General features: G+C 33.8%; 25 protein-coding genes, 1 pseudogene and 1 other annotated feature. Of the genes and pseudogenes, 2 read left to right on the top strand and 24 right to left on the bottom strand.

The annotated features are described in order from the left end of the window. Positions 1-300: 300 nt before the first annotated feature. Positions 301-519 (bottom strand) — a binding site (T-box leader). Positions 520-779: 260 nt separating this feature from the next. Further along, positions 780-1,391, top strand: a pseudogene (gene prxU, locus DFR78_RS12185) (thioredoxin-dependent peroxiredoxin); the annotation flags it as partial. A gap of 147 nt (positions 1,392-1,538) precedes the next feature. Here prxU and DFR78_RS09865 read toward each other — a convergent pair. The 5 genes from DFR78_RS09865 to DFR78_RS12050 all read right to left on the bottom strand — a co-directional run bounded on the left by DFR78_RS09865 (position 1,539) and on the right by DFR78_RS12050 (position 6,088). Then, complete coding sequence (locus DFR78_RS09865) at positions 1,539-2,273, bottom strand: MBL fold metallo-hydrolase (RefSeq protein ID WP_114458678.1); 735 nt, start codon at positions 2,271-2,273, stop codon at positions 1,539-1,541. Positions 2,274-2,389: 116 nt separating this feature from the next. Then, positions 2,390-3,682 (bottom strand): [FeFe] hydrogenase H-cluster maturation GTPase HydF, encoded by a 1,293-nt coding sequence (hydF, locus tag DFR78_RS09870; protein ID WP_114458679.1) that lies wholly within the window; start codon positions 3,680-3,682, stop codon positions 2,390-2,392. A gap of 2 nt (positions 3,683-3,684) precedes the next feature. Continuing rightward, complete coding sequence (locus tag DFR78_RS09875) at positions 3,685-3,975, bottom strand: TM1266 family iron-only hydrogenase system putative regulator (protein ID WP_114458680.1); 291 nt, start codon at positions 3,973-3,975, stop codon at positions 3,685-3,687. A 391-nt stretch (positions 3,976-4,366) separates the two neighbouring features. Next, entirely contained in the window at positions 4,367-5,755 is a 1,389-nt protein-coding gene (locus tag DFR78_RS09880) for a sodium:alanine symporter family protein (protein ID WP_114458681.1), read from the bottom strand. Positions 5,756-5,944: 189 nt separating this feature from the next. Further along, positions 5,945-6,088 carry a hypothetical protein gene (locus DFR78_RS12050; protein WP_199505607.1) on the bottom strand — a complete coding sequence of 48 codons (144 nt, stop codon included), beginning with the start codon at positions 6,086-6,088 and terminating at the stop codon, positions 5,945-5,947. Between the two features lie 345 nt (positions 6,089-6,433). On the opposite strand from DFR78_RS12050, the gene DFR78_RS09885 reads away from it, so the two are divergent. Then, positions 6,434-6,883, top strand: coding sequence for a helix-turn-helix transcriptional regulator (locus DFR78_RS09885; protein WP_114458682.1), 450 nt, complete (start codon positions 6,434-6,436; stop codon positions 6,881-6,883). A 58-nt stretch (positions 6,884-6,941) separates the two neighbouring features. Here the strand turns inward: DFR78_RS09885 and DFR78_RS09890 are convergent, their stop codons facing one another. The 19 genes from DFR78_RS09890 to larA form a co-directional block, all read right to left on the bottom strand. After that, complete coding sequence (locus DFR78_RS09890) at positions 6,942-7,652, bottom strand: FadR/GntR family transcriptional regulator (protein ID WP_147267768.1); 711 nt, start codon at positions 7,650-7,652, stop codon at positions 6,942-6,944. A gap of 59 nt (positions 7,653-7,711) precedes the next feature. Beyond that, on the bottom strand, positions 7,712-8,509 hold the full coding sequence (locus DFR78_RS09895; RefSeq protein WP_158531757.1) for an NAD(P)-binding domain-containing protein: 798 nt from the start codon (positions 8,507-8,509) through the stop codon (positions 7,712-7,714). Positions 8,510-8,536: 27 nt separating this feature from the next. Then, the gene (locus tag DFR78_RS09900) at positions 8,537-9,517 is read right to left on the bottom strand and encodes an aminopeptidase (protein ID WP_114458685.1); all 981 of its coding nucleotides are present in this window, start codon (positions 9,515-9,517) and stop codon (positions 8,537-8,539) included. Positions 9,518-9,531: 14 nt separating this feature from the next. Then, the gene (locus tag DFR78_RS09905) at positions 9,532-11,025 is read right to left on the bottom strand and encodes a tripartite tricarboxylate transporter permease (RefSeq protein WP_233487040.1); all 1,494 of its coding nucleotides are present in this window, start codon (positions 11,023-11,025) and stop codon (positions 9,532-9,534) included. 12 nt (positions 11,026-11,037) lie between these two features. Next, positions 11,038-11,511 (bottom strand): tripartite tricarboxylate transporter TctB family protein, encoded by a 474-nt coding sequence (locus DFR78_RS09910; RefSeq protein ID WP_114458686.1) that lies wholly within the window; start codon positions 11,509-11,511, stop codon positions 11,038-11,040. Positions 11,512-11,574: 63 nt separating this feature from the next. Beyond that, positions 11,575-12,516 (bottom strand): tripartite tricarboxylate transporter substrate binding protein, encoded by a 942-nt coding sequence (locus DFR78_RS09915; RefSeq protein WP_114458687.1) that lies wholly within the window; start codon positions 12,514-12,516, stop codon positions 11,575-11,577. A gap of 99 nt (positions 12,517-12,615) precedes the next feature. Continuing rightward, positions 12,616-13,260 (bottom strand): hypothetical protein, encoded by a 645-nt coding sequence (locus DFR78_RS09920; protein WP_114458688.1) that lies wholly within the window; start codon positions 13,258-13,260, stop codon positions 12,616-12,618. 5 nt (positions 13,261-13,265) lie between these two features. Then, complete coding sequence (locus tag DFR78_RS09925; protein ID WP_114458689.1) at positions 13,266-13,994, bottom strand: DUF362 domain-containing protein; 729 nt, start codon at positions 13,992-13,994, stop codon at positions 13,266-13,268. Beyond that, positions 13,991-15,226 carry an NAD(P)/FAD-dependent oxidoreductase gene (locus DFR78_RS09930; protein WP_158531758.1) on the bottom strand — a complete coding sequence of 412 codons (1,236 nt, stop codon included), beginning with the start codon at positions 15,224-15,226 and terminating at the stop codon, positions 13,991-13,993. Before DFR78_RS09930 ends, DFR78_RS09925 begins: the two co-directional genes overlap by 4 nt. 16 nt (positions 15,227-15,242) lie before the next feature. Further along, positions 15,243-16,514 (bottom strand): hypothetical protein, encoded by a 1,272-nt coding sequence (locus DFR78_RS09935; protein WP_114458691.1) that lies wholly within the window; start codon positions 16,512-16,514, stop codon positions 15,243-15,245. After that, positions 16,514-17,023 (bottom strand): 4Fe-4S dicluster domain-containing protein, encoded by a 510-nt coding sequence (locus tag DFR78_RS09940; RefSeq protein WP_114458692.1) that lies wholly within the window; start codon positions 17,021-17,023, stop codon positions 16,514-16,516. The genes DFR78_RS09935 and DFR78_RS09940 overlap by 1 nt, the downstream gene beginning before the upstream one ends. 175 nt (positions 17,024-17,198) lie before the next feature. Beyond that, a complete protein-coding gene (locus DFR78_RS09945) occupies positions 17,199-18,155 on the bottom strand; it encodes an NAD(P)-dependent oxidoreductase (protein WP_114458693.1) in 957 nt (318 codons plus the stop codon). A 167-nt stretch (positions 18,156-18,322) separates the two neighbouring features. After that, entirely contained in the window at positions 18,323-19,327 is a 1,005-nt protein-coding gene (locus DFR78_RS09950; protein ID WP_114458694.1) for an asparaginase, read from the bottom strand. 327 nt (positions 19,328-19,654) lie between these two features. Continuing rightward, a complete protein-coding gene (locus tag DFR78_RS09955) occupies positions 19,655-20,596 on the bottom strand; it encodes a D-glycerate dehydrogenase (protein ID WP_114458695.1) in 942 nt (313 codons plus the stop codon). A gap of 25 nt (positions 20,597-20,621) precedes the next feature. Continuing rightward, the gene (locus tag DFR78_RS09960; RefSeq protein WP_158531759.1) at positions 20,622-21,848 is read right to left on the bottom strand and encodes a DUF401 family protein; all 1,227 of its coding nucleotides are present in this window, start codon (positions 21,846-21,848) and stop codon (positions 20,622-20,624) included. Between the two features lie 210 nt (positions 21,849-22,058). Further along, positions 22,059-23,237 (bottom strand): UxaA family hydrolase, encoded by a 1,179-nt coding sequence (locus tag DFR78_RS09965; RefSeq protein WP_114458697.1) that lies wholly within the window; start codon positions 23,235-23,237, stop codon positions 22,059-22,061. After that, the gene (locus DFR78_RS09970; RefSeq protein ID WP_114458698.1) at positions 23,234-23,533 is read right to left on the bottom strand and encodes a UxaA family hydrolase; all 300 of its coding nucleotides are present in this window, start codon (positions 23,531-23,533) and stop codon (positions 23,234-23,236) included. The genes DFR78_RS09965 and DFR78_RS09970 overlap by 4 nt, the downstream gene beginning before the upstream one ends. Then, a complete protein-coding gene (ilvD, locus tag DFR78_RS09975) occupies positions 23,530-25,203 on the bottom strand; it encodes a dihydroxy-acid dehydratase (RefSeq protein ID WP_114458699.1) in 1,674 nt (557 codons plus the stop codon). The genes DFR78_RS09970 and ilvD overlap by 4 nt, the downstream gene beginning before the upstream one ends. Next, positions 25,204-26,502, bottom strand: coding sequence for a nickel-dependent lactate racemase (gene larA / locus DFR78_RS09980; protein WP_158531760.1), 1,299 nt, complete (start codon positions 26,500-26,502; stop codon positions 25,204-25,206). Positions 26,503-26,609: the final 107 nt, after the last annotated feature.

Here is a 26,609-nt window from a genome sequence, read left to right on the forward strand (position 1 = left end):
ATACCCTAAATAGGAAGCTTATGCAAACAAACGTTCTCCTTTTTGCAAAATTATTATTAGCTAAACATAATAATTGAAATTCAAAACCGTCTGCTCTTTTCTCGGGGCAAGCCCACGAGGTTTGCTAGCAGACTATAACTTCTATCACAGCCAAAAATAAATTCTCTATATATCTAAAAATTTATTATACAAATTATATTTAATAATATGTTATATATCGTCGCCGTTTCCTAATCTTCATAATTATCATTCCTCCTTCAAAAAAATAGCTGCTTTATAAATAAAAAAACCCGCCTCCTTGATAGAGACAGGTTAATTCCGTGGTACCACTCTGATTGGCAGATATATTAATTCATATCTACCCACTTAAACATTTAACGCATTTATTACGTTTCTTCCTACTTTCATTCAGAAAAAAATCTCCCAGGTGCGCTTCAAAAATAAATATTGGCTGAGCTCTCACCAAATCTCAACTCGCTTATCCAATCTATTTTTTACTCTCCTGTTCAAAGAATTTTAATATTAATTTTAATCATTATATATTATTATATGGCTATTTGCAAGTTTTTAAAAATGAGTTTTTTATTTTCATCTAATTAACCACATACACCTCTATAATAAAATTAAATTCTGGGTATATTTTTATACAGATGTTGATTATTATAAAAACAATAATAATCTCTAAAAAAATAAATAATAATAGTAATTACTATTGATAAAAATCTTCCTTTCTGTTATAATAAAAATAACAATATTAATTACATAGGAGGTATTTATTTATGATAAGAGTTGGACAAAAAGCACCTGATTTTGAAGCAAGTGCTTATCACAAAGGCAAATTTAAAAATGTTAAGTTATCTGATTATGATGGACAGTGGAGGGTAGTTTGTTTCTATCCCGGCGACTTCACATTTGTATGACCTACTGAACTGTCGGCAGTTGCCGTCAAGTATGATGAATTAAAAGAACTGGATGTAGAAGTCCTTTCTGTAAGTACTAATAGTGTGCACAGCCATAAGATCTGGGATGAAACTGAACTTTCCAAAATGGTTAAAGGTGGTATACCTTATCCAATGCTTTCAGATTCAGCTGGAAAAATTGGTAAAAAATATGGCGTATATGATGAAGAATCTGGAGTAGACGTGCGCGGCAGATTTATTATTGACCCAGATGGTGTTCTACAGGCTATGGAAGTACTAACACCTCCTGTTGGAAGAAATGTTGAAGAACTTATTAGACAGCTTAAAGCATTCCAGCTGGTAAGAGAAACTGACGGAAATCAGGTTACTCCTTCAGGCTGGCAGCCGGGTAAACCTACTTTAAGTCCTGGCCCTGATGCAGTTGGCAAAATATACAAACAGTGGACAACAGATAATGCCTTTACTGAATAATATATAACTCAAAATAGCCGCTGGTCATTTTAAAAATATATCATTTTAAAAAAACCCCAATTTTAATAATTGGGGTTTTAATATTTATTTTACAATATAACATCGGTTATATTATTTTTATAGATCATTAAAATTATTTTTACTTTTTTAAAATTTTTCAAAAATTATATTTTCACCGCGAAATTTTACCTCTTTTACATCACTTGCACTTCCATTCATCTTCTTCTTGAATTTTTCAGTTATACTGTAATTATCTGAAAAATGAATTGGTATAAATATCTTTGGCTTTATTTCTTCAATAAAATACTTGCCGGCCAGATAATAGTTTTCCTCCAAACGAGGATCAACCGGTACAAATGCTATATCTATATTTTCACCAGCTATTTTTTTTATTTCATTTTTATAATTTCTTTCCTCTCTTTTCTGTACACGCGGACTAAACTTTTTCCACTTCCACCAATTCAAATCACCAGCATGAAAAATATTTATATCTGGTGTTTTAACCAAAAAAGAAACTCCTTCATCTGTACTGCCAAAGGTTTTTATTTTTATATCTGAAACAGTTAATGTCTGATCTTTAGAAACCATAATTATATTTTCCTGTGTAAAATCGAGTTCAACATCATCACTAATAATATAGTATATTTTATCTAGGTACTGCTGCCATTTATATATAACTTTATTATAGTGATCATGATGCCGGTGGGAAACAAAAACAAAAGCTCTATCTATATTATCAAAACTATTTTTAGTTATTACGCCATCTTTAAGATTTAAATTTTCCCCTCTTAAATCATCTTTATAATAATCAAAAATAAATAGGTCATTTTTTAATTTTACTGCTGCCGAACTGTGGTAAAGGTGGTAAATTTCTGCCTTCATAATTATCATCTCCTCTAAATATTTTGCGGAGCCCAAACAAATATCTTCCCCAAAATCAAAATAAAATTAAAACTGTCAAATTAGTCATCTCTAAATAATAATTATTATAAATAAATTCATTTTTTTCTAGAATCATTCCACAGCTTTAAAGCAGCTGGAAAAGGTTTTAATGCCCTATCAAGTATACCATGCAGCCAGGCAATTGCCATACCGTAATTTATGACCGGTATTCCTGCTTCTTCTGCTTCTGTAATTCTGCTTATAACTTCTTTTCTATTTAACATACATCCGCCACAGTGAAGTATCAATTTATATTGATCTAGATTGACAGGAAAATCTCTTCCCGCAGTATGATCAAACGTAATATCAGCAGATATTTTTTTGTGAATCCAGTTGGGGATTTTTACTGTTCCAATATCATCATGCTGTCTGCGGTGGGTGCAGGCTTCTGCAATCAAAACTTTATCCCCAGTCTGGAGTTCTGACATAGCTTTTGCTCCGCGAACAAAAATATTAAGATCTCCTTTGTATCTGGCAAAAAGCACAGAAAATCCTGTTAAAAGAATATCATCAGGTACAAATTTAGAAACCACCCCAAATACCTGAGAATCTGTTACAACTATTTTAGGTTTCTGCTTGAGTTTATCTATTTCCGATTTAATTTTTTCTTTTTTGCTCACCACTGCTGTTCCATTGTGGTCAATTATATCTCTTATGGTCTGCACCTGTGGAAGTATTAGTCTACCTTTGGGTGCAGCACTGTCAATAGGAGTTACTAAAACAACAAGGTCACCTGGATCAATCAGGTCACCTATAATAGTGTTTTTACTTTCGTCTTCATCAGGTAATTTATCTGCAATTAGCCCTCTTGCCTTATCTATATTTTTTCCTTTTTCTGCACTAATAAACACATAATCTGTCTTACAGTTCTGCAGAAATATTCCTATTGATTTTTTTTCTATCATTGTTTTATTTTTTAAAAAATTAACTTCAGTTATTTTATTATCAGATATATTATCCAGCAAATCTATTTTATTTACAGCCACAATAAATGGAATACTTCTTTTTTTAAATTCATTTATAAGATTATTTTCATAATCTCCAGCATCCTCTACAGCAGAAATTACAAGCACCGCTGCATCAGTTCTTCGCAAAACTTCTCGAGTTTTTTCTATTCTTTTTTCCCCAAGCTCACCTGTATCATCTATACCAGCTGTATCAATTATTACAGCAGGACCAACAGGATGAAGTTCCATCGCTTTATATACTGGATCTGTTGTGGTTCCAGGCTGATCTGACACAAGTGATAGATTCTGATTTGTTAATCTATTAATAAAAGTAGATTTACCAACATTTCTCCGACCAAATACAGCTATATGAGGCCTTTCTCCTTTAGAAGTTGAATTCATATTTAGTTCTCTCCTGTTTTATCAGAATTAACTTTATCATTAATTTTTACTGATGTAAGTGCTGATTTTAAATTTACCCCTTTAAGACTGCCTAATTTTCCTGTTATTGCACCAATATCATCTGAAGTTCCTTCAACTATTAATGATATTATTGATAAGCCATATTCTTTTGATGGTATACCCATTCTTCCGATTATAATATCACCATAACTGCTTAAAATTTTATTTAATTTGTCACTGATTTCTTTTCTGTTTTCTACCACAATGCCAATAACTCCAATTCTTTTAATCATAATTATAACCATTCCTTTCGCAGGCTCAAGGCAAAAAATTTATGAAATTGTATACTTAAACAACTGCAAAATCCCTGCCGCAGTAAAGACAGGGATTTTTCCATTTCTAGTTCTTTTCCCTTATTCTCAGGTTTTCCTTTAAACTGAGGAAAAACAATGCTTTTATAATCCTCACAGTCAGGAATATAAATCCCATCTGTTCAGATATATTTTATATTATTATACAATAATTTTTTATTGTGTGCAAGCATTCACATAAAAAGAATTCCCTCATTTTTTAGATCATGTTACAGAAAAGAAAGATTTAGGGATATTAAAATTTTTAATATGTGAATCTTAAGGAAGCTTTTACTGTACTACATTTTTCTATATTCCTAATTTAAACTAAATATTAATTCACTTTTTCTCTCGGCATACTAGTGTTCTCATATTCTGAATCTTTGTTCTTTAAAAAATTATTTTCATAATCATCATATATCTTGCTAACCAGTGATGACATACCAAGCAGGGCAATGACATTAGGAATTACCATAATACCATTAAATGTATCTGCCATTTCCCAGATAACAGGAACCTTCATTGTAGCACCCAGAATAATACAAATTACTACAACCCATCGATAAATTTTGATCCGGGATTTTCCAAATAAATATTTTATATTTACCTCTCCAAAATAATACCAGCTGATAATTGTTGTAAACGCAAAAAAGAAAAGACCTATTGCTACAAACTTTTCTCCCAGTCCACCTAACGACTGAGCAAAACCTGCCTGTGTCATTGCTGCTCCGCGAAGTGCTTCAGTTTTAAAAACTCCACTGGTAATTATAACCATGGCTGTCATTGTACATACCACAAAAGTATCAAAAAAGACTCCAAAAATAGCTACAAGTCCCTGTTGTGCAGGATGGTTCACCTTAGCTACTGCATGTGCATGAGGTGTTGAACCCATACCAGCTTCATTAGAAAACAAACCTCTGGCAATACCATAGCGGAATGCCTGTTTCATTGATACACCTATTACTCCACCAGTAGCGGCAGTTGGGTTAAATGCACCATAAAATATCATTTTTAATGATGGAATAATGCTCTCAAAATTTATAAATATAACAACAAAACTCGCCAGAAAATACATTACAGCCATAAATGGAACTACCATTTCTGTAATATTTGCTATTCTCTGCAGGCCTCCTATTACAACTAGACCAACAAGTAATGCTACAACAACACCAACAATAAGAGTAGATATACCAAATGCCTCTGAAACAGCTGTGGCGATCGAGTTGGATTGAACCATATTGCCGACTATTCCAAGAGCCAGAACAATTGAAACAGCAAAAAGTCCAGCCATAAATTTACTTCCCAAACCATTTCTTATGTAAAAAGCTGGTCCTCCTGTCATTTCACCACCAACTTCTTCTTTATATTCCTGCCCTAAAACAGCTTCTGCAAAAATTGTACCCATACCAAAGACACCACTGATCCACATCCAGAATATTGCACCAGGCCCTCCGGCTGCTATTGCAGTTGAAACCCCAACTAAATTACCAGTGCCAACCTGAGCAGCTATAGCAGTTGCAAGTGCCTGAAATGAAGAAATCCCGGTTTCATCTGCTGTGATAGATTTATCAAACATTTTTCCAAAAGTTTCTTTAAACGAATCTTTTAGTCTTCTAACCTGAATAAATCTTAACTTTAAAGTAAATAAAATACCTGTCCCCAGAAGTAAAACCATCATTACTGGACCCCAAAGAATACTGTTAACATACTGAAAAAAAGCCATAGAAATCTCTCCTCTTTAATTTTATTATGTAATTAATAATTTTGAGAAATAAATCACAAATTGTATTATAAATAAAAATATATTTTTTGCAAATATAATTATCATTTAAAATCAATATTTAATTCTTCTAAACCAAACATTTATTTAAACCTGAGAATAAGGATTGAGGCCGGAAAGACCGACCTGAAATCAGTTTTCATTTTTATCAATATTTATAACAAATGTATCCTGATTACCATCTATAATTACTTTTTTGTGATTAAAAAGCTTGTATATTTTATCACCTGGTTTATAATGAGGAACTGCCTCTTTAGAAAGTCTATCTTTAGACAAGGTAATACCCCCCCAACATATTTAAAATTAAACTATAAATACAAATAATAAAATTAAATATTACGATAATCACCGTCAGTCCGTAAAATTTACAATAAATATTTATTATGATATAATTTAATATAGTAAAGTATTTAGAAGACAAAGTATTTAGAAGAAAGTACTGCTGTATTTTAAAATTAAGAATTTTAATGCTTTTTTACCTCTATCCTCCTTTCTTGATTTTTTAAAAAATATATGTTTTATATAATTATAATTTTATTTCAATTATAATTATATTGTTTTTTATAAACATTGTCAAGAATTGTTCAAATTAAAATTTCAACATGGAAACGGGGAATAATAATGGACAGAAAAACTGTTGTGAAAAATATTAAGAAGCTTAGAAAAGAGTATAATTTGACACAACAACAGCTGGCAGAAAAAATTGGTGTAGGCCGGTCTACAATTGCTTTAGTGGAAAGTGGAAGGACAAATCCAACCGAACATCTTCTGCACAGTATCTCCAGAGAATTGGGAGTAAGACTAGAGTGGTTAAAAACAGCACAGGGTAAAATTTATAAAGATAACAAGCAGATTGTAAGGGAATGTATTGACATAATAGGTGATTTTGAAAAAGCTGAAGAAGCTTTTTTGAAAGTTATGGCAGAACATTTTCAGACAGAAGAATCTTTTGATTATGATTTTTATTATTCTCTTATACAGCTGCAAAAAAGTTACCAAAATGAAGATAGAAATACTAAAGGTTATATTTCTATACTGCTGAAAAAGACATTTTCTGATTATATAGAGTAAAACTTAAAACTCCCCTTTAAAGGGGAGTTTAGTATTATTAGATATATTTTCCGCTGTTTTATTCACTGCTTAGCCTTTCCAGCTTAATCTTAACATTTTTTAGGTGCCTGTACATCAAAACAGATGCTTTTTTGCTGTCCTGATTCTTAATTGCTTCCAGGATTGTTCTGTGTTCTTCTACTTTTTTTCGAATTCTAAGAGGAAAAAAAGTTTCATTAATCTCACGACTTTTTTTAGAAACTTCAGAAGTATAATCTATAAGAAAATTCAGAGTTTCCTCAAGAACTTTATTTTGAGAAGCTTTGGCCAGCATACGATGAAAATAGAGATCCGCCTCATTATTTTTACTCTTACTGTTATTTTCTATTTCATCAACAATATTTTCCAGCATATTGAGTTGTTTTTCAGTTCTTCTTTCAGCTGCCAGTTTAGCAATAGAAGGTTCTATTGCCATTCTTGCCTCTACCACCTCTGAAGCATTGAGGTTGTCATTACTTATATTATGTTTGTTTATATATCCTTCAAATACATCTGAAGACATATCGGCTATATATGTTCCATCTCCTCTTTTAGAGACAAGAAATCCAAGCATTTCAAGCAGTTTAATCGCTTCCCGGATGCTGTTTCTGCTTACATCAAATAATTCAGTCATCTTTCTCTCAGAAGGTATTTTATCTCCCGGTTTTAAATTGCCTGATACTATTAATTTGAATATCTGATCAATTATCTGATCTGATATCCGTTCTTTTTTAACGGGTTTTAAATTCAATTTTATCACTCCATAATTAATAACTGGTTCTACCAGTAATTAATTATATTATCTAATTTTTATTTAGTCAAATTATCCTTTTTTTGATTTAAAACAGTTTCGGCTGCTTGAGACATATATGCCTCAACACCAATATCCTTAATCATTTTTACAACATTAACAACCTCAGCATGTTTTCTTTCAATATGTTTTTCAGTAGATTTAAATAATCTTTCCGCCTCTGCACGAAAGCCATTTAAATACCAGGTTTTATCAATAGAGTTCAAAACAGTGTCTGTTATATCAAAATGTTCAGTAACTTTTAACAATTCTACAAGTAGAGCCTCTGTTCCTTTAGTGTATATACTTCGGCACAATTTAGATGCAGATGCCTGTCCTGCTTTATCACCAATAACTTCAATATTCATACCCATCTTTTTTAAATCTTTACTAATTTCCACGCTTTTTTTACCGCTCAAAAAAATCGGAACTTTATGTTTAAAATTAATAACAGAACCCATGATAGCACCATCAATAAAATCAATCCCATTATTGTCTGCAATTTGAGATGCCTTTTCCATATCATCCGGAAAACTAGCTGAAAGCTCAATAAATATTTTCCTGCTGTCCAGCAATGGTATAAATTCTTCTGCAACTGCCAGAGAAACTGAACAGGGAACAAGAGAAAATAATATATTAACATTTTTTAGGAACTCATCTTTATTGTCAAACAAATTAACCTGAAGTTCTTCCGCTCTTTCTAAATATTTATTATATTGAAGATCATAAGCAGCAACCGAATTTCCTTCTTCTGTAAACCCACCAGCAACTGCCTGCCCTGCTTCTCCAAATCCTATTATTCCAATTTTATCTGCCATCATGAATTCTCCCCTTCCATCAATATTTTATCCTATAACATTACCTTCTTCGATTACGATCTGACCATCAAATTTAATGGTTGGATTTGCCATCATTACATCATAGTGTATATCTGCTTTTACATCGCCACCTAAATTATGACTTGTGCCAATACCGATATGTGAACTACCATAAACTCCATGATCATTAAGCATAATACCATTGAAATCTTTTATTAATGGGTTAAGCCCAATAGCAATTTGAGCTATATTTAATGCTCCTTCATCACCAATAGTTTTAAGAAGATCATCTAAAAACTTAGCATCTTTCCCTCCGGAAATACTTTGAATAGCACCATTTTCAATCTCCATTATTATAGGAGCATCAACAACTCCGATACCAAAATTAGAAACTGCTCCATCAACTACAATAGTTCCATCTGCACTGTGTTCTGCTGGTGAAATATTTGCTTCAATATTTGTTAAGGATGAATACATACCTGGTTCATCTACTATACACGCATGTGAATTACCTTTCCTACCTTTAAGTGAAGCTGTAAAATCTGTTCCTGCAGGAGAAGTAATATGAATAGTATCTGAATTTGTGAAATATTCACCAAATCTCAAGCACACAGGCCTTTCTTTAACAAAATCTGCATTTATTCCTCCTTCATACATCTGCTCTTCCACAAAGGCAGACATCGCTAAAACTCTTGCACCATCATCTAAAGCTTTATGAACTGCTTCAGAATGGGCAATAGATTTTGCCGTTGGCATTATTATCACATCTGCATCTAACATAGCATGAAAAATCATAGATGGCGGCTCCTGTCCATCAAATTCATTCGGCATCATAACCGCTGTGACAGGCTCAATATCTCTATTAAGCATTACACCAGTTAAAATCTTAGCTATATCAAGTCTTTCAGGGTCAGTAATAATTAAAACTTTTTCTCCTTTTTTTACAGCTGCACATGTGTAAATAATTTTTTCTGCATTTTGCATCATCAATACTTCTTTACCTCTCATTAAAAAACCTCCCTTTAATTACCTTGCTGTGACTGGCGGCGGTGTTTAATTGTTTTAGTAATAAATGGCCATAAAATTGATAGTAAAGCTAGACTAAGGAAAATAGCTGAAAATGGTCTCTGAAAAAATATTAAATAATTATGGTCATAAATTGTCATAGCTCTCCTGAAAGACACCTCTACTAAACTTCCTAATACTAATCCTAGAACAATTGGTGCTGGAGAAAATCCAACTTTTTTAATAACAAATCCTATCAATCCTGTTATAATCATAATCCACACATCAGCAACATTATTCCCTAGTGAATAAGAACCAATAATACATAAAACCATAACAATTGGATTTAATATATAAATTGGTATTTTTGTTACCTGAGCAAAAACTTTTGCTCCTCCTAAACCTACTATTAAAAATAATATATTTGCAAGACCCATTGCTACAAAAATAGAATAAACAAATTTAGGCTGAGTCGCAAACAGAAGTGGGCCAGGCTGTAACCCCTGTATCATTAATCCCCCAAGTATAACTGCAGTTGTTGAACTGCCAGGTATACCTAAAGTTAAAGTAGGGACCATTGCTCCACCAGTAGCAGCATTATTTGCTGTTTCAGGTGCAGCTACTCCTTCTAATAAACCTGTACCAAATTTTTCTGGATGTTTTGACCACCTTTTTGCTTCATTATAACCAATAAAAGAAGCAACAGTTCCTCCTTCAGCTGGCAGAATTCCAACAAAAGTACCAATAACTGCTGAACGAAGCATACTCCATTTTAATGGCCATAATTCTTTAAAGCTTGGTAATAGACCAGCGATTTCTGTATTAGTCTCACTCTTAATATATGTCTGTGCCTGGCGTAAAACCTCTGCAAAAGCAAATAATCCAATCATCACGGGAATAAAATCTATTCCAGAAGTTAAACTGCTAAAACCAAATGTAAATCTTGGAAATCCTGTAAGTGAATCCATTCCTACAGTTGCTAAAAAGATACCTATCATTCCACCAATTATATTTTTTAGTTCATTATCAGAAGATATATTTGCTACCATACTAACACCAAAAATTGCCAGGCTAAAATATTCTGGATCAGCAAATTTTAGAGCTATTTCGGCAACCTGAGGAGCAACAAAAATTAAAATTACAACACTAAATATTCCTCCAAGTCCAGACGCAATTACTGCAGTTCCAAGTGCTTTACCGGCATGACCCTGTTTAGAAAGTTCATACCCATCCAGAGTAGTAACCGCAGCAGCTGGTGTTCCTGGTGTGTTAACAAGTATTGCAGAAATTGACCCACCATATGTGGCACCACAATATAGGGCACTTAACATTGCAATTGCGGGTATAGGTTCCATAAAAAATGTGAACGGCACAATTAAGGCAGCTCCCATTGTAGCAGATAAACCTGGTAAAGCTCCTATTGTCATACCGGAAACAACTCCGGCCAAAACAGCTAAAAAATTCATTGGTTCAAAAATAGCACTTAATCCGATCATTATTGAATTTAACAAGATACCACCTCCTTATAAAAATAGAGCATCGATTATACCTTTAGGCATTCTAACTGAAAGAAGCTCATGAAATAATAAGTAAGCTCCTGCTGTCACTAAAATTGGTGTTAAAACTAAAACTTTTATCCTTTTTTGATTCCAAATGATTAAAAATAATAATACAAAAAGAAAAATAGCTGTAAAACCACCTAAATAATTAAAAGAGAACCCGGTCAAAACACCTAAAACTGCTGTCCCAATAAATCTATTCTGTTTATCTTTTGGTATAGGTTTAACTTTTTTTTGTTCTTCTGGATATCTATATGATTGATATGCCAGTACTAAATTAAAAAATATAATTAATCCCAGCATTAACCGAGGAAAAAATCTTGGCCCTAGTCTGTTACCCTGTTCACCAGATACCTGTATAGAATAAGTCGATATAAATAATAATGTTGCAATTAAAATCATAATTACTGCTGTAATAAAAGTTGGATTTTTTTTCATTTTTCTAATGGACCTCCTTTTTAAAGAGAGGGGAGAAAATCTCCCCTCCAGATTAATGTTAGTTTATAGTCCAACTTTCTTTAGACCTTCTGAGAAAACACTCCACTGCTTCTGGATGAATTTGTCAAACTCTTCTGCATTTTTTACATTATAATCCATTCCATTATCTTTAAGGAATTCTCTGTAAATTTCAGAGTCAGCAGCTTCTGCTAGCATTGATTCTATTTTATTCACAACTTCTGGATCGGTCCCTGCTTTAACTGCTACACCTCTCCAGGTACCAAACTGAATATCATATCCTAATTCTTTCAATGTTGGAGTATCAGGTAAAATACTTAATCTCTTTTCACTCATTGAAGCAATAATGTTTATTTTACCAGCTTCAACCTGTCCCATTATTTCAGATGGATTAGAAATAAACACATCAATGGAACCACCTAAAGCTCCAACCATAACTTCTGCTCCACTATTATATACAATCGGGTCATATCCTACACCAACTGCTTCTGCCACTGTATTTATAGCTACATGATCATTTCCACCAAGATGAGTTAATCCCCACTTAAGTTTTCTCTCTTTACCAAGTTCAACTAAATCTTCAAATGATTTTATACCACTATCTGCACTTACAGCAATTGTCTGTGGATCATGATTCAGCATAAAAACAGGCTCCCAGTCTTCATAAGTATAATCAACTAATCCTCTTTCTGTAGTTGTAATTAGAGTATTTGTAATGAAAAGCCAGGTATACCCATCTGCTTTCTGCTCCTGTACATATTCCATAGCTCTAGCACCACTACCACCAGACATATTCCTTATTACAAGCGGTACTCCCATATCTTTTCTCAGTGGAATACCAGCTGTTCTTGCTGTAGTATCAGTCCCTCCACCAGGACTTGACCAGAGAACCCATTCAATTTCTTCTTCCGGATAAGCCGCCACACCCATACTTGTAAGACTTAACAAAAAGATCGCTAATAAACTTAACACTAGGATTTTTTTCAAAATAAATTACCTCCTTGGTTTTTTGTGATTCAAATAATTTTATTCTATTTTCACCTGTACTATTTTCCCGCAGTAATTCCCCCTTTCAAAATATTCTAATTAATCGGTTATTACATAGAGCGGCATAATTTCTTTTAAAAGCAGTGCTGCTCTTTCATGATTAAAAACTCCACATATACATGGTTTAGCAATTTCTACAGCAGCTTCATCAATGGTTAACTGCCCTTTTTTTACTTTAACTATCATATCCTCTACCAAACCAGGAGCTACCATAGCATGACCACACATAGTTGTAATCTTTCTAAAATTTTCATCAGGTAATTTCTCTGTTGCTCCATGTGTTCCCATAGCCAGGTTAACTGAGTGAGGATCTATCTCCATTTCATCAAGAACCTCTTTTACAATAGACTGAAGTCCACTGACTGTAACTGAGAGGCCTAAATCAGCTTCTATTATTCTTCTTAAAACATCTTTAAACTTTTCTTTATCACTAAATACACATCTTATACGGGAATTATCTTTAGTTTCTTCTTTTATAACATCCACTTCTACTCCAGATAAAATATTCATACCAAGTTCATAACACCCGTAATTTGTTGGACCTACATCAAAAACAATATCAATCATTTTTTTAATTTTTTCAGCTGCACCCTTATCATTGTATGTTATAGCAGGAGTAATCAGCAACAGCAGATCATCCTGCAGACTTTCTACAGAACCTTCACGGTGTAACGTATGTGTCATAAGTTTTAAGCCTCCTCATCATTCAATCTGCCGATCCCTATATTTATTTTGGCATTTGGCCTCGGGGTAAAATTAGATTTATCAATAATATCCTGTACTCTTATTTTCATTCCTTTATCATAACAGCTGATTAGATCCATTGTAAATACAGTATCAATTTCTGCAGCTGCTTTTTCAATCACTTCCAAACAACTCTCCAGTTCTTCTTCTTTTATAGTAAATTCTACAATTGCAGATAATACTCTTTCATGTAAAACTTCTTCTTTAAGAATTCCTTTTTCTTTATTTTTCATAAGTCCAGAAACAGGATTTTTTTCTTCAAAATCATTAAATCCAGCTTCGGCAAGAGCTTTTGTTATTTTCTCCACTTCAAAAATCCTCGTACCGACAGTTGGGCGTCCTACCTCGATTCCAATACTAAGCTCACCTTTAGCAGTTCGTCCTGTTACATCATTTGTTTTAACTTCTTCTGTACCACGTCCGGGCATATTTGTCTCTTTATGAGTAGTGGTTGGGTCACTAAAGAATTTCCTTACAGATCTGGGATAATCGTAAACATCTTCTGACTCATAAATTGCATCTACCGGACATACCTGTGAACGGAGGCATGCACCACATTCAAAACATAAATCCTGTGCCACTTTACTTATTCCATCTGTAAAATATATTGCCTGTGCTGGACAGTATGGGTGACATCTTCCACAGCCCACACACAAATTTTCATAGATTTTCATTCAGTCACCTCTTTCCAAAATATATAATTTGCCAGTAAGTTATTTTTATTTAACAATGTCTCTCTATCTTTAATGATTTTTCTTTTAGCAATTAACTGTTTATAAAAACCGGCATTTTCTACATCATTAATCAGAACTGCACCAACCAATAAATCATTATTGAAAAACAATTTTACAAACTTCTTTTCAGCTTTATTTTCATATTTTACTGTTTCTAAATTTTCTACATCTTTAACTCTCCCCATTGCAATAAGTGGAAGAGAAAATATGTCTACAGCATTCATATTAATATTTCCTGGATATTTTTTAAATTTACCGGCCATATTTTCTGCTGCTGTTATACCCTGCAGAACTGCATCCGGCCAGATAGAATTGAGCTGAATACTATCCTGAGCAATATTATAATTCTCGACAACATCACCTGCTGCAAAAATATCTTTTTCTTCAGTCTGAAGATATTCATCTGATAATATTCCCCAGTCTGTTTTAACAGATGTCTTGTCCAAAAAGTCCATATTAGGACTAACTCCTTTTCCAATAACCGCGAAGTCAGAACTTATTTTGCCTTTGTTAGTATTAAATACAAGACCTTTCTTTTCCTCAACTATTTCTTCAATTTGAGTTCCGGTTAAGAGTTCTATACCATTTTCTTCTAAATGATCTGCTATCAATACTGCAGATTCTTCATCTAAAACCTGTGATAAAACCCTTGGTGACCGGATAAGAACTTTTATACCAATTCCCTGCCTTTTTAAAGCCTGTGCCATTTTTAAACTTACAAGTCCTCCACCTAACACAGCACATTTTTCTGCAGTTTCCATTTTTGCTTTTACAGTTTTTATGTCATCTATTGTTCTTATGGTAAATATTCTGTCTGATTCAATCCCTTTTACAGATGGACGCTTGGGATCTCCACCAGCAGCAATCAAAAGTTTGTCATAATTAAGAGCTGTTCCATCATTTAATTTAACCTTTTTATTATCAGAATCTATTTCTTCCACACTTTTATTCTGATAATAGTTTATATTATCTTTTTGCAAAAACTCTTCAGAAAAGATAAATAGATCTTCTTCTTCAACTTTTTTTTCTAACAAAAATGTTATTAGTATTCTTGAATAGGGAAGATTGGATTCAGAATTAATCAGGGTTATTTCTGCATTTTTATCTAATTCATCTAACTTATATGCTGCATGCATACCTGCAGGTCCACAGCCTATTATTAAGTATTTCATTTTTATAACCCCCATATTAGTCTAAAATACCGCTAATCTGTTCTAACTTATATCCTTCTGTCTTTATTCTTAAGGCTGGATTTGTATTATTAATTATATCTTTAAATTCAGGATAAGGTGGTATAAAGCTTTTTGACATAACATATGTTTTTACACTTTTTTTAGCAAGATATGCTGCCTGACTAAATGCTTTCATCTGACTCAATTCTGGAAATACAGCTACAACTTTTTTACTATCAGCATATTTTTCTGCAATTTCACCGAAAGCAGTAGTATTATTACAGCTGCCTAAGTAATAAATTTCGTCATCTTCTGAAAAATATTTATTTAAACCCATCGCTGCACATCCACTGGTCAGTACAGTATAACCTGAGTTAAGAAGATGTTCTGTAAGCTTTTTTAGCCTGTTATCCTGAGAATACTTTACATTGTTGCAGCCTGCTACTAATGCAATTTTGTCAGCTTCAGAAAGTTTATCTTCATAATCATTCTTTAAATCAAAATCAAGATAATCTATTTCCATGTATCCACTGCTTTCAACATCATTTAAATCAAATTCACTTAAATCAGATTCGTAGACATAATCAACATCATATTTATCTGCAAGCTCCAGCAGTGACGGCTTAGCACAGCCTGATCCAAATACAATCAGGTCTGGAAATCCACTCATTACTATAAATTCCTGGCTCCCGTAATTGGTAAGAGGCTTTACGTCTTCATAATAATACTCATTCAAAAGAGAATATACTTCAACATCTTCCTGCTCTTTCAGCATATTTACTGTCTGATCAGAAATTTTACCAGAAATGACTACTTTTTTCTTGTTTAAATCAAATTTATTGGTGATTATATTATTTTCACTGCTTAAATCAAGTTTTGAATAAACTTTTTCTACATGATCAAATGTTTTCTGAAGAACTTCTTCAGCATCTAAATTCATGCCGCCATTTAAATAGCTGTGCAAATTCTGCGATTCTTTTAAAATTTCAACATCTTTAAGCTCTTCAGATGCTGAACTCAATCCAGAAAGAAATTGGAGTGAAAGATTTTCTGCTGCAATTACAGCAGCATCTCTACCACAGCTTCCTCTATCTGCATTATTTCCAAAAGGATCTATTCTGCATGGCCCCTGCATACATTTAGTACAGCAGAGTCCCATTTCTCCAAAACCACAGTGGGGGAGATTTTCTTCATGCATATCCCAGCTTAATTTTGTATTATCATTTGCCGCTTTTACTAGTAATTCATCGGCCATTGGATCTAGTGATCTCTTTTTTGCTTTCAACATTATTTATTTGACCTCCCTTTAATATAATCATCAAAGTTATTATTTGATCTATTAACCTTTATCTCTCGAGACTCATCTTCACTTTCAACATATTTTAGTGCACCTGTTGGACAGGAATCTACACATACTGGGTTATCCATAAAAATACACTGATCACATTTATCAGCAAGTCCATCATGAACATTTACAGCTGCAAAAGGACATACCATTACACACATCCAGCAGCCTATACATTTTTCATGATCTATTACTACTTTTTCTGTTTCTTCATCTACATAAATAGCTCCTGAAGGACATGCATAATAACAGGGCATGTCATCACACTGCCTGCACTGTATGGGCAGATTTTCTACCCCATTGGTCTGTACATCTATGCGGGGTTTGGGTGCTGGATTTTCTAATGCAGCTTTAACAAATTCTTTGGATTTTGAAACTCTCTCGATTGCACACTGCAGTTCACATGTCCTGCAGCCGACACAAAGATCCATATCAACTAAAATTGTTTTCATCAATCTTCTCCTTTCTCACAGCAAACTATTCTCAAAAGGTATAATAGTTTGATAATTTTAAATAATCAGAGGTACATTGGTTCAACCATTATTAATACTATTAAGTACATTTTACATAATTCAAGCTTAAAAATCAAATCTTTTTTATTTTTTGAATATTAAATATTTGATGATATTATTGATTCACAATATTTGTGGGTGTCCCTCCATTAATAAATTGAATAATTTTATTAGCAGCTTCAAAAGCCATTTTGGTTTTTGTTTCAATAGTAGTTGTCCCTAAATGTGGAGTGAGAACAACATTCTTAAAAACAGTTAATTCTTGAGGAACTTCCGGTTCATTCTCAAAAACATCAAGAGCAGCACCAGCAATTTCTTTATTTTTTAAAGCACTGATTAATTCTTTCTGATCAACTACTGGTCCCCGGGAAGCATTAATTAAAAAAGAGGAATTTTTCATTATTTGAAATTCATATTTGGAAATCAAATGATGTGTTGATTTAATATGGGGAACATGGAGAGTTATATAGTCCATATTTTCTAATATATTAGAAAAAGAAGAGTATTGAACATCCATATTAAATTTATCATCTTTTGTATAAGCTTTGTCATAAAAATATACTTTCATACCAAAAGCTAAAGCTCTTCTGGCGACAGCACGACCAATTCTACCAAAACCTATAATACCAAGATTTTTATCATATAGTTCATTGCTGAGAAGTAAAAAAGGGTGCCAGTTTTTATCATTTTTATTTCTTAAATAATAATCTGCCTCGACAATTCTTCTGCTCAAGGCTAACATTAAACCAAAAGCCAGTTCAGCAGTTGCTTCTGTTACTACTTCAGGCAAATTAGTAACTATAATACCTTTCTCTGAAGCTTTTTCTAAATCTACATTATCAACTCCAACTCCATAAACACTAATAACTTTGAGATTTTTAGCTTTATTAATAAATTCCGTACTAACATTAAATCTAACTGCAATAATAGCATCTACTTCTGCAGCAATTCCCATAATATATTTGTCGTCAAATTCTTCGCCTTTTTGTGGCATAATAATTTGACAGTGTTTTTTTAATTCTTTCAGCCCTTTTTCAGGAATATATTTCGTCACCAATACTTTAAATGCCAATTATATCCCCCCTCTCATAAAACAAAATATTGGATTAATGGTTCAACCAATTATTAATTTCTATAAGAAAAGTCAAATTCCTGCCTGATTTTTTTATTTTTTTCTGATTTTTTTAAATTTTCTTTTTTACATAAAAATAAATTATATATGATGTGTCCACCTGTTTTCTATTTGTTTGCTGTCAATGCAAAATTGGCTCTTATATAGCCAGCTTTACGACCATTGTGATCTTTAATAACAGGTCTATAATATTTATCAAGCTTCTCTATTTCTTCATCAGTTATAACATCATATTTTTTTAATATATCTATCACAACCGGATATGCAGCAGGCAATTTTCCATCTTCAATTTTAACCGCAATTCCTTTATCATCAAAAGCAAGTGCAAATACACCATCTGCCCCAGATTTAGCAAGTATATTTTTGGATAGGGTTTGACACAATAATGTTCCAAAACGATCTGTACCTGCTATAACAGCTGGATATTCCTTCATAACACGAACTATCCTGTCTGCTGCTTTTCTGTATTTTTTATCTAGAAATTCAGTGTTTTCCAGCAGAAAATAAGAATAAGCAATATTTTTTAACGGTAGGCCAAATACTACCACACCACAGCCATCTATTCCCTGATAAATTTTCTCTTCTGGATAGTCAGCCACTTCAGAAATTGTTTTTAAGAGAAGCTGCTGTACGGGATGTTCTTTTTTATAATATGTATCCATATCCCATCCATAAAATTTAGCCAGAGCCAGCTGAGCAGAATGTTTACCTGAACAGGCATTATGTGCCTGAGTAATAGGTAAATCGTTCTCACGCAGGTGTTTTCTAGCACTGCGGCTGAAGGGAGGATGACTGCCACATCTTAGATCATCAACTGTTAGATTCATTTTAGAAAGAATATTTTTTAAGATTTCAATATGAAATTCCTCTCCACTGTGTGAAGCAGACATCAGAGCAATTTCTTTATCTGTAAAACCATATTTATCTGCTGCACCACTTGTAATAACAGGCAGCACCTGTAGAGGTTTAGCTGCAGACCTGTAATATACATCTTTAGCAGTATCTCCACAAAAAGCTGTAACCTTCTTTTCTGCTGAACAGACAGCAATATCTCCTCTATGAATGTTTTCCAAAAGTTTACCTCTATATTCTTCTACCAGTATTTCGGACATTATAAACACCTCTTATTTATAAGTTTTATATTAATTGCTCCACAAATAATTAAATTAACCGGAGCAGAACTTTAAGTTATAATATGATGTGTCCACAAAAAGGGTGTTCGCGGAACATTAGGCCTTTTCGTTAATCTACCTTAAACAGTGCTTGTACGAATTATTTAAATACAGAGTGCCTGTGGTGCAACCTTAAACAGTGCCTGTGCGAATTATTTAAATACAGAGTGCCTGTGGTGCAATTTTAATGAGTTAGAGACGCAAATAACCTTTTTGTGGGAAAACCATAATATACTTCTTTGAAAATATTTATTATATATAAACAAACTAAAGTAGATTATCCAGCTTTTTACCTGAAAAAAAACTGGTTATTGTCTCCACAGCTTTATGGAGCATTTTTTCCCGAGTTTCTAAAGTGGTTGTTCCTATATGTGGAGTTAATATTACATTCGAAAAATCTTTAAAATCATCTTCAATATATGGTTCACTATAATGAACATCCAGGGCAGCACCGGCAATTTTATCATTTTTTAATGCAGAAAGCAGTGCATCTTTGTTAATAATCGGACCGCGAGCAGTATTTATTATATATACATCTTCTTTCATAAGGGCAAATTCTTTGTGAGACAAAAAATTTTCTGTACTTTCATTTAAAGGAATATGTAATGATATATAATCTGCAGTTTTTAAAAGTTCTTCCTTGCTTAAATATTTTGCAATATCCTGTTCCTTATTTTTAGTCCTGTTGTGATAATATATATCCATTTTAAAAGCACGGGCCATCTCTGCAAATTCCATCCCAATATTACCAAGCCCAAAGATACCCAGTTTTTTTCCTCTAAGTTCTCTGCTTAAAAGTAAATACGGATGCCAGTTGTGATCATTATGGTTTCGAGCATAATGATCTGCTTCAACAACACGCCTGCTCAAAGATATCATAAGGGCAAACGCAAATTCTGCAGTTACATAAGATAATACATCCGGCAGGTTGGCAACGGCAATCCCTCGTCTTCTGGCAGCTTTAACATCTACATTATCATATCCTACTCCATGTACACATATCAATTTTAATCTTTCAGTTTCATCCAGCAGATCTTCTGTTATTACAGCTCTAGATACAAGAACAGCATCAACATTATTCAAATGTTCTTTTAGTTCTTTTTTGGAATAACCCTCACCCTCATCAGGCATAATAACTTCCATTTCTCTTTTTAAATCATTCAGAGCTGAACCTTTTAAATATTTTGTAACAAGAACTTTTTTTGTCATTAAATATCCTCCTTTTGAAATAAGTTTATGCAAAAATCATAATCTGAATAACTCCTGCCAGAGTCATTCCTGTCAATGGCAGAAAAAGCAGCCGATATACCTCTGCTATTTCAGAAGAAAAGTATTCTGTAGTTAATGCCAGACATAAGTGCAGTGGAGAAACAAGGTAGCCAATTATTATTGAAGTTAAAAGCAGTGAAACATATGGTCCTTCAACACCTGCAGGGAAAAGAGGTATAAATATTGCCAGTAAGATACCTGTAGCTGCCATATGTACTCCGGTTATATATCCTGAAATAAATCCAAGGACAATTATTACTAAAAAAAGAGGCAGGCCCAGTCCTGTCAGAACATCTGCTATTATATTAATTACTCCTGATTTTTCTAAAGTTGTTTTAAATACCATTACTCCAAATATAATTAAAGTTAAATTATATTTTATACCTTTTGTAAAAAATTTATAAAATCTATTTTTAAAAATCTTAACTTTCTCCTCTTCCGGCCACTTATTAAAAACTGCAGTTACTATACCTATTAAAGCAGCAAGGGGAAAATATACTTTCATTACTAATGCAAGAAATAGTATTATAAAAATCGGGAAAAAAGCCCTGCCGAAATTATATATATTTTCTGTAAAGCTGCTTCTGTTTTTATGTTTTTTTTCAGATTCTAAATTTCTAAAAAATACAAAATAAGCAATTATTATACCGGATAACATTATTACAGCATTATATTTTATTATCGATGCTGCACTCCTATTTAACATACTGCTGGCGACAATAATAGAGGAATATAATGGGTAGATAAAATATCCAATATGGCGAAAAAAAAGATTAATCGCTGTTTTTCTATTTTTATCCAGACCGATTTTATCTCCACTTTCATTTATCATCGGTGCAGAAAGAATTGCTCCTCCTGGAGCAGATAATGTACCAATCAGTGCCGGCAGAATCATGCTTAAGATCTTTCCATCTTTAAAGATATTAATACAGGCATCTATCATTCTTTTCATATCTCCTGTCAGATCCATTAAATAACCCAATCCACTTATAAGTGTTACAACAAGCATGAGCTGTATTGTAGTCGGATCCTGCAGAGTTAATATTATATTTTCAAACAAATTAACAAAACCAAAACCACTAAAAAAATTAAGTATTACCGCCCCAGTAAAAAGAGATAGCCCCATATTATAATCTTTAAAAATCAAAAAAACTGCTGCAGAAAAAGCAATTATCAATCCAATTATATTCAAAAAAACCACCTTCTATTTTAATATGTCCATCCAAAATAAAATTAAACAGATCGGTTTATCCCCACCCCCTGATTTAAAATCAGCTGCTAGGATAAAATCATCCAGTACCATTTAATAATATACAAAAAAACATCTTATGTAAAATTAAATTTGCAAACAGGAAAAGTGGATGGAGTATAAATACAACTCCCATCCACTTTAATTTAGATATTAATTTCCACAGTAATTTAAAACTCTGGGTATATTGAATAGTTCATCATGACCGAGAACTTCAGCTTTTGTTTTTTTACCTGAAGCAACTTCCAGCATATAATCAAATATTATTTTACCCATTGAATCAATATCTTCTTCACCTAGAATAACTTTCCCAGCATTAACATCAAGATTAAACTTCATTTTTTGATAGGTATCATCATTTCCTGTTATTTTTATCACAGGTACAGTTGGAAATCCTGTAGGTGTCCCTCTACCTGTTGTAAAGAGAACAATCTGAGCACCACCTGCAGCCAGACCTGTGGTGGATTCTCCATCCTGGCCGGGAGTATCCATAAAATTAAGCCCTTTTGCCTGCAGTTTTTCTGCATATCTTACTGCACCTGTTATAGGTGCAGATCCAGTTTTGTGAATATTACCCAGTGCTTTTTCTACCACTGTACTGACTCCTCCATCAAAATTACCAGTAGAGATAAGTGCAGAACGGTGCCGATATTTTTCTGAAGCAGTCGCTCTTGCAAGTTCTCCCTCTGTTCTTTCAACAGAGTTCAGCATTTTGTCTGCGACTTCGTCATTTACACAGCGGCGCTTTAAAATGTGTTCAGCACCCAAAAGTTCAGTTGTCTCACTAAATACTGAAGAACCTCCTTCACCTATTAAAATATCAGATGTTTTTCCTATGGCCGGATTTGCAGCTATACCTGAAGTGGCATCAGTTCCACCACATTCTAAACCGATTATTAGTTCAGACACATCAATTTCTACTCTCTGATAGGAATTAACTATTTCATTCAATTGATACAGCTTTTCTGTACCAGCTTTGACAGCTTTTATTGAATCTCCTTCTTCCTGAATAACAACTTTTTCTACAGGTTTTCCGCTAGCTTTTACTGTATCGTAAAATTCCTGAGGAGTAAATCTTTCACATCCCAGTCCAACAATTAAAACTCCACCTATATTGGGATGTGTGGCAAGATTTTTAAGTGTTCTTGCTGTCTGCTCCAGATCTTCACCCACCTGACTGCAGCCAACAGAATGAGTTAGACTTACAGCATTATCTATATTTGCTGCAATCTGTTCTGCAGCTTTATTTGCACAGAAAACTGATGGAATTACTGCCAGAAAATTTCTTACACCTGCAGTACCATCTTCTCGTCTGTAACCCATAAATTTCATCTATCATCACCTGCTTTTAATCTGCCGCGGTCTGATACTATATTGTGGTTATGAATCCAGCTTCCGGCAGGTATGTCCTCTTTTGCATATGCAATAACTTCACCATATTTAATTATTTTTTCATCTTTTTTTATATCATTAAGTGCTACTTTATGTCCAAACTTTATATCTTCATTAAGTTCATATTTTTTGTCATTATAAATATAATAGTCACCTTCAGTTGCATCAGAAAGAAGTACTGCCACATTATCTTTCTTACTTATTTTGAGGATATTTATTTCACTAATTTTGATCACTTCTCCCTATATTTGAATACTGCACCTTCACCAGCATCACTTACCATTTTGGCATAAGTTCTAAGGAAACTGTTGTCAGCTACTTTCATCGGAACTTTCTCCCAGTTTTCCCTGCGCTTTTGAAGTTCTTCATCAGAGACCTTCAGTTCAAGCTTTCGTTCAGGAATATTAATTTCTATCATATCACCATCTTTAATAAAAGCAATATTTCCACCTGCTGCAGCTTCTGGAGAAACATGACCAATACAGGGACCTCGTGTTGCTCCAGAATACCGGGCATCTGTAATCATTGCAACAGATTTGCCCAATCCCATCCCTACTAGTATTGCAGCAGGGAGTGATAGTTCTCTCATTCCCGGGCCACCAGCTGGTCCTTCATAGCGGATTACAAGTACATCACCAGGCTTAACTTTACCGGAAAGCAGAAGCTCTCTAACTTCTTCTTCCGAATCTGCTGTAACAGCCGGTCCTCTGTGAACCAGCATTTCTTCATCCACTCCACTTTCTTTTACAATCGATCCTTTAGGAGCAAGATTACCGTGCAGAACGGCAAGTCCACCTTTTTCTGCCAGCGGATTTTCAGGAGATTTAATTACTTCATTAGGAGTAAACTCTACATTTTCAAGAAGATCACTCATTTTTTCACCGGTTATAGTTCTAAAATCTGTATATAACTGTGGTGAAAGTGCTTTAAGAACTCCATAAACTCCACCTGCTTTGTGATAATCACTCATATGGAACCTGGAAGCCGGCTTAAACTTTGCCAGCAGTGGTGTGGTCTGACTGTACTCATCAAATAATTTTAATGGCAGTTCATAACCAAACTCAGAAGCAATTGCCTGCAGATGTAAAATTGCATTGGTTGATCCACCTACAGCCATTAAATATCTTACCAGATTTTTAATAGTTTCCTCATTGATCATTTCTCTGGCTGTAATATTATTTTTTACCAGATCTACTGCCAGTTTACCTGTCTCTTTTGCTTTATGCATCCGCTGAGAATCAACGGCAAGCATTGTAGAAGAACCAGGAATAGAAAGCCCTAAAGCTTCAACAAATGTACTCATTGTCATTGCTGTTCCCATCATAGAACATGTGCCAACTGTAGCACAGGTAGTCGATTCTATTTCATAAAATTCTTCTTCGGTTATTTCACCAGATTTAACTCTCCCCATTGCTTCTTTTATATCACAGGTAACAAGCTCTTCTCCACCTATCTCGCGAGGGAGCATTACACCACCTGTTAAAAATGCAGTCGGAAGATCAAGTCTGGCTGCTGCCATCAGCATACCAGGCACTATTTTATCACAGGAACAGAGCATAACTAACCCATCATACTGTGATGCCTGAACCATTAGCTCTATTGAAGCTGCAATGATATCTCTGGAAGGCAGAATATAGTGCATACCTTTACCCTGAGCAACAGCATCACAGGGAGCAATGGTATTAAATTCAACCGGCATTCCTCCAGCCGCATAAATACCCTCCCTTACAAATTTAGCTAAATCTCTGAGATGGTAATGAGCTGGATTACTTTCACTAAATGAATTAACTATAGCTATTTGAGGTTTTTTGAGATCTTCATCTGTATATCCCATTGTTCTATACATGGCTCTGGCATAAGCCCCCGTTATACCTTCCATGTGTTTTTGACTTCTTAGATCTTCCAACTATTTCACCTCCGGATCATATTTAACTATCATTCTATGTGAATACTGCATCACAGCAATCCTTGCATCTTCTCCAAAATCGGCCAGTGCCTGATCTACCGCTTTTTGAGCTGTATCTGCATAACTCATATGAATTTTTTCGAAAACATCTTTTTCTAAATATGACTGAGCCATAACTACTTCATGGTCTGAAAGAACCTGTGCAACCCCATAAGCTCTATGGTGACCAGGTTCAAATTCCTCAAAAGCTCCTACGACATTTACAACCTCTTCTGGAGACTCATATTTAGCCAGAGTATCATAAAATACATGATTGTAAATTCCGTCTTCCATTGGTGAAACCATAATTAATCTGGCACCTTTATCAACACATGGGTATTTTACTGCTGAACCGGCAACTGCACATACCCCCATGGCTGAAACATGATAAAGATTAGAGTCTTTTGGATATCCACTTGCAACAACTAAGACATCTGCTTTTTCCGGAACTTTTACTTCAAACATATCTCTAACATAAGCAACTATATCTCTGTGTGCTTCTTCAACTTTTCCAGCCTGCACATAAAATAGTTCTTCTTCTTCGTTCATAACTCCATTTATCAGAAAATCGACTTCTGCCATTTCTGCCATTTCAAGACTTGAAAGATAAAATGGATTGTCTTCCACTATTCCAAAGCTTGCCTGAGGATTGTCAACTATTACAGGTCTATGGGTGGAACTAATGGTCTCATCACTTGCTACTCCAACAGAAACCATTTTTCCTCCACCACTAAATCCGGCAAATGGATGTGGTAAAACAGTACCAAGCGCAATTTTTAAATCTGCTTCGTAAAATTGTTTGTTGATTTTTACAGGATGACCAAAAGAAGTTTCTCCTAAATCAACCATCTCACTATCAAAAGCGCTGTGGCAGACATAATTTACTTTTTCATATACTGAACCCAGTTTATCTTTAACTTCTTCTTCATAGGCAGGTCTGTGAGAGCCTGGACCAATCATAACAGTAATATTATCATTTTCCAGACCTGCTTCATTTAACATTTCTACAATTATAGGTAGTGCTATTTTTTCAATGTTTGGTCTGGAGTGATCTGTTATTGCTATAACTGCATTTTTTCTACCTTCTGCAAGTTTTTTAAGTGAATCAGCTTTAACAGGATTCTCCAGTACTTTTTTAACGGCGCCAGCTGTATCTTCTATTTTTTCTTTTTCTTCTACATCAAAGACACCGATTAAATTTTTTTCGGGAATATCAACAGGAACATATTCGTTTTTACCATAAGGTATTTTTACTTCCATATTACTCTCTCCCCAGTTTTTCTTCGGCCATTTTATAAGCCTCCTCATAGCTTAACTCTATCCTTGCTACACCGGACTTTACAGCTGCCTCTGCTACTGCTGCTGCA

The sequence above is a fragment of the Halanaerobium sp. MA284_MarDTE_T2 genome, from assembly GCF_003337245.1.
GTDB lineage: Bacteria > Bacillota > Halanaerobiia > Halanaerobiales > Halanaerobiaceae > QPJE01.

Coding starts and splice junctions, on each gene's coding strand:
- DFR78_RS09865 (WP_114458678.1), bottom strand. CDS start 2,273: ATGAAGGCAGAAATTTACCACCTTTACCACAGTTCGGCAGCAGTAAAA.
- hydF (WP_114458679.1), bottom strand. CDS start 3,682: ATGAATTCAACTTCTAAAGGAGAAAGGCCTCATATAGCTGTATTTGGT.
- DFR78_RS09875 (WP_114458680.1), bottom strand. CDS start 3,975: ATGATTAAAAGAATTGGAGTTATTGGCATTGTGGTAGAAAACAGAAAA.
- DFR78_RS09880 (WP_114458681.1), bottom strand. CDS start 5,755: ATGGCTTTTTTTCAGTATGTTAACAGTATTCTTTGGGGTCCAGTAATG.
- DFR78_RS09885 (WP_114458682.1), top strand. CDS start 6,434: ATGGACAGAAAAACTGTTGTGAAAAATATTAAGAAGCTTAGAAAAGAG.
- DFR78_RS09895 (WP_158531757.1), bottom strand. CDS start 8,509: ATGGCAGATAAAATTGGAATAATAGGATTTGGAGAAGCAGGGCAGGCA.
- DFR78_RS09900 (WP_114458685.1), bottom strand. CDS start 9,517: ATGAGAGGTAAAGAAGTATTGATGATGCAAAATGCAGAAAAAATTATT.
- DFR78_RS09910 (WP_114458686.1), bottom strand. CDS start 11,511: ATGAAAAAAAATCCAACTTTTATTACAGCAGTAATTATGATTTTAATT.
- DFR78_RS09920 (WP_114458688.1), bottom strand. CDS start 13,260: ATGACACATACGTTACACCGTGAAGGTTCTGTAGAAAGTCTGCAGGAT.
- DFR78_RS09925 (WP_114458689.1), bottom strand. CDS start 13,994: ATGAAAATCTATGAAAATTTGTGTGTGGGCTGTGGAAGATGTCACCCA.
- DFR78_RS09930 (WP_158531758.1), bottom strand. CDS start 15,226: ATGAAATACTTAATAATAGGCTGTGGACCTGCAGGTATGCATGCAGCA.
- DFR78_RS09935 (WP_114458691.1), bottom strand. CDS start 16,514: ATGTTGAAAGCAAAAAAGAGATCACTAGATCCAATGGCCGATGAATTA.
- DFR78_RS09940 (WP_114458692.1), bottom strand. CDS start 17,023: ATGAAAACAATTTTAGTTGATATGGATCTTTGTGTCGGCTGCAGGACA.
- DFR78_RS09950 (WP_114458694.1), bottom strand. CDS start 19,327: ATGTCCGAAATACTGGTAGAAGAATATAGAGGTAAACTTTTGGAAAAC.
- DFR78_RS09955 (WP_114458695.1), bottom strand. CDS start 20,596: ATGACAAAAAAAGTTCTTGTTACAAAATATTTAAAAGGTTCAGCTCTG.
- DFR78_RS09965 (WP_114458697.1), bottom strand. CDS start 23,237: ATGAAATTTATGGGTTACAGACGAGAAGATGGTACTGCAGGTGTAAGA.
- larA (WP_158531760.1), bottom strand. CDS start 26,502: ATGGAAGTAAAAATACCTTATGGTAAAAACGAATATGTTCCTGTTGAT.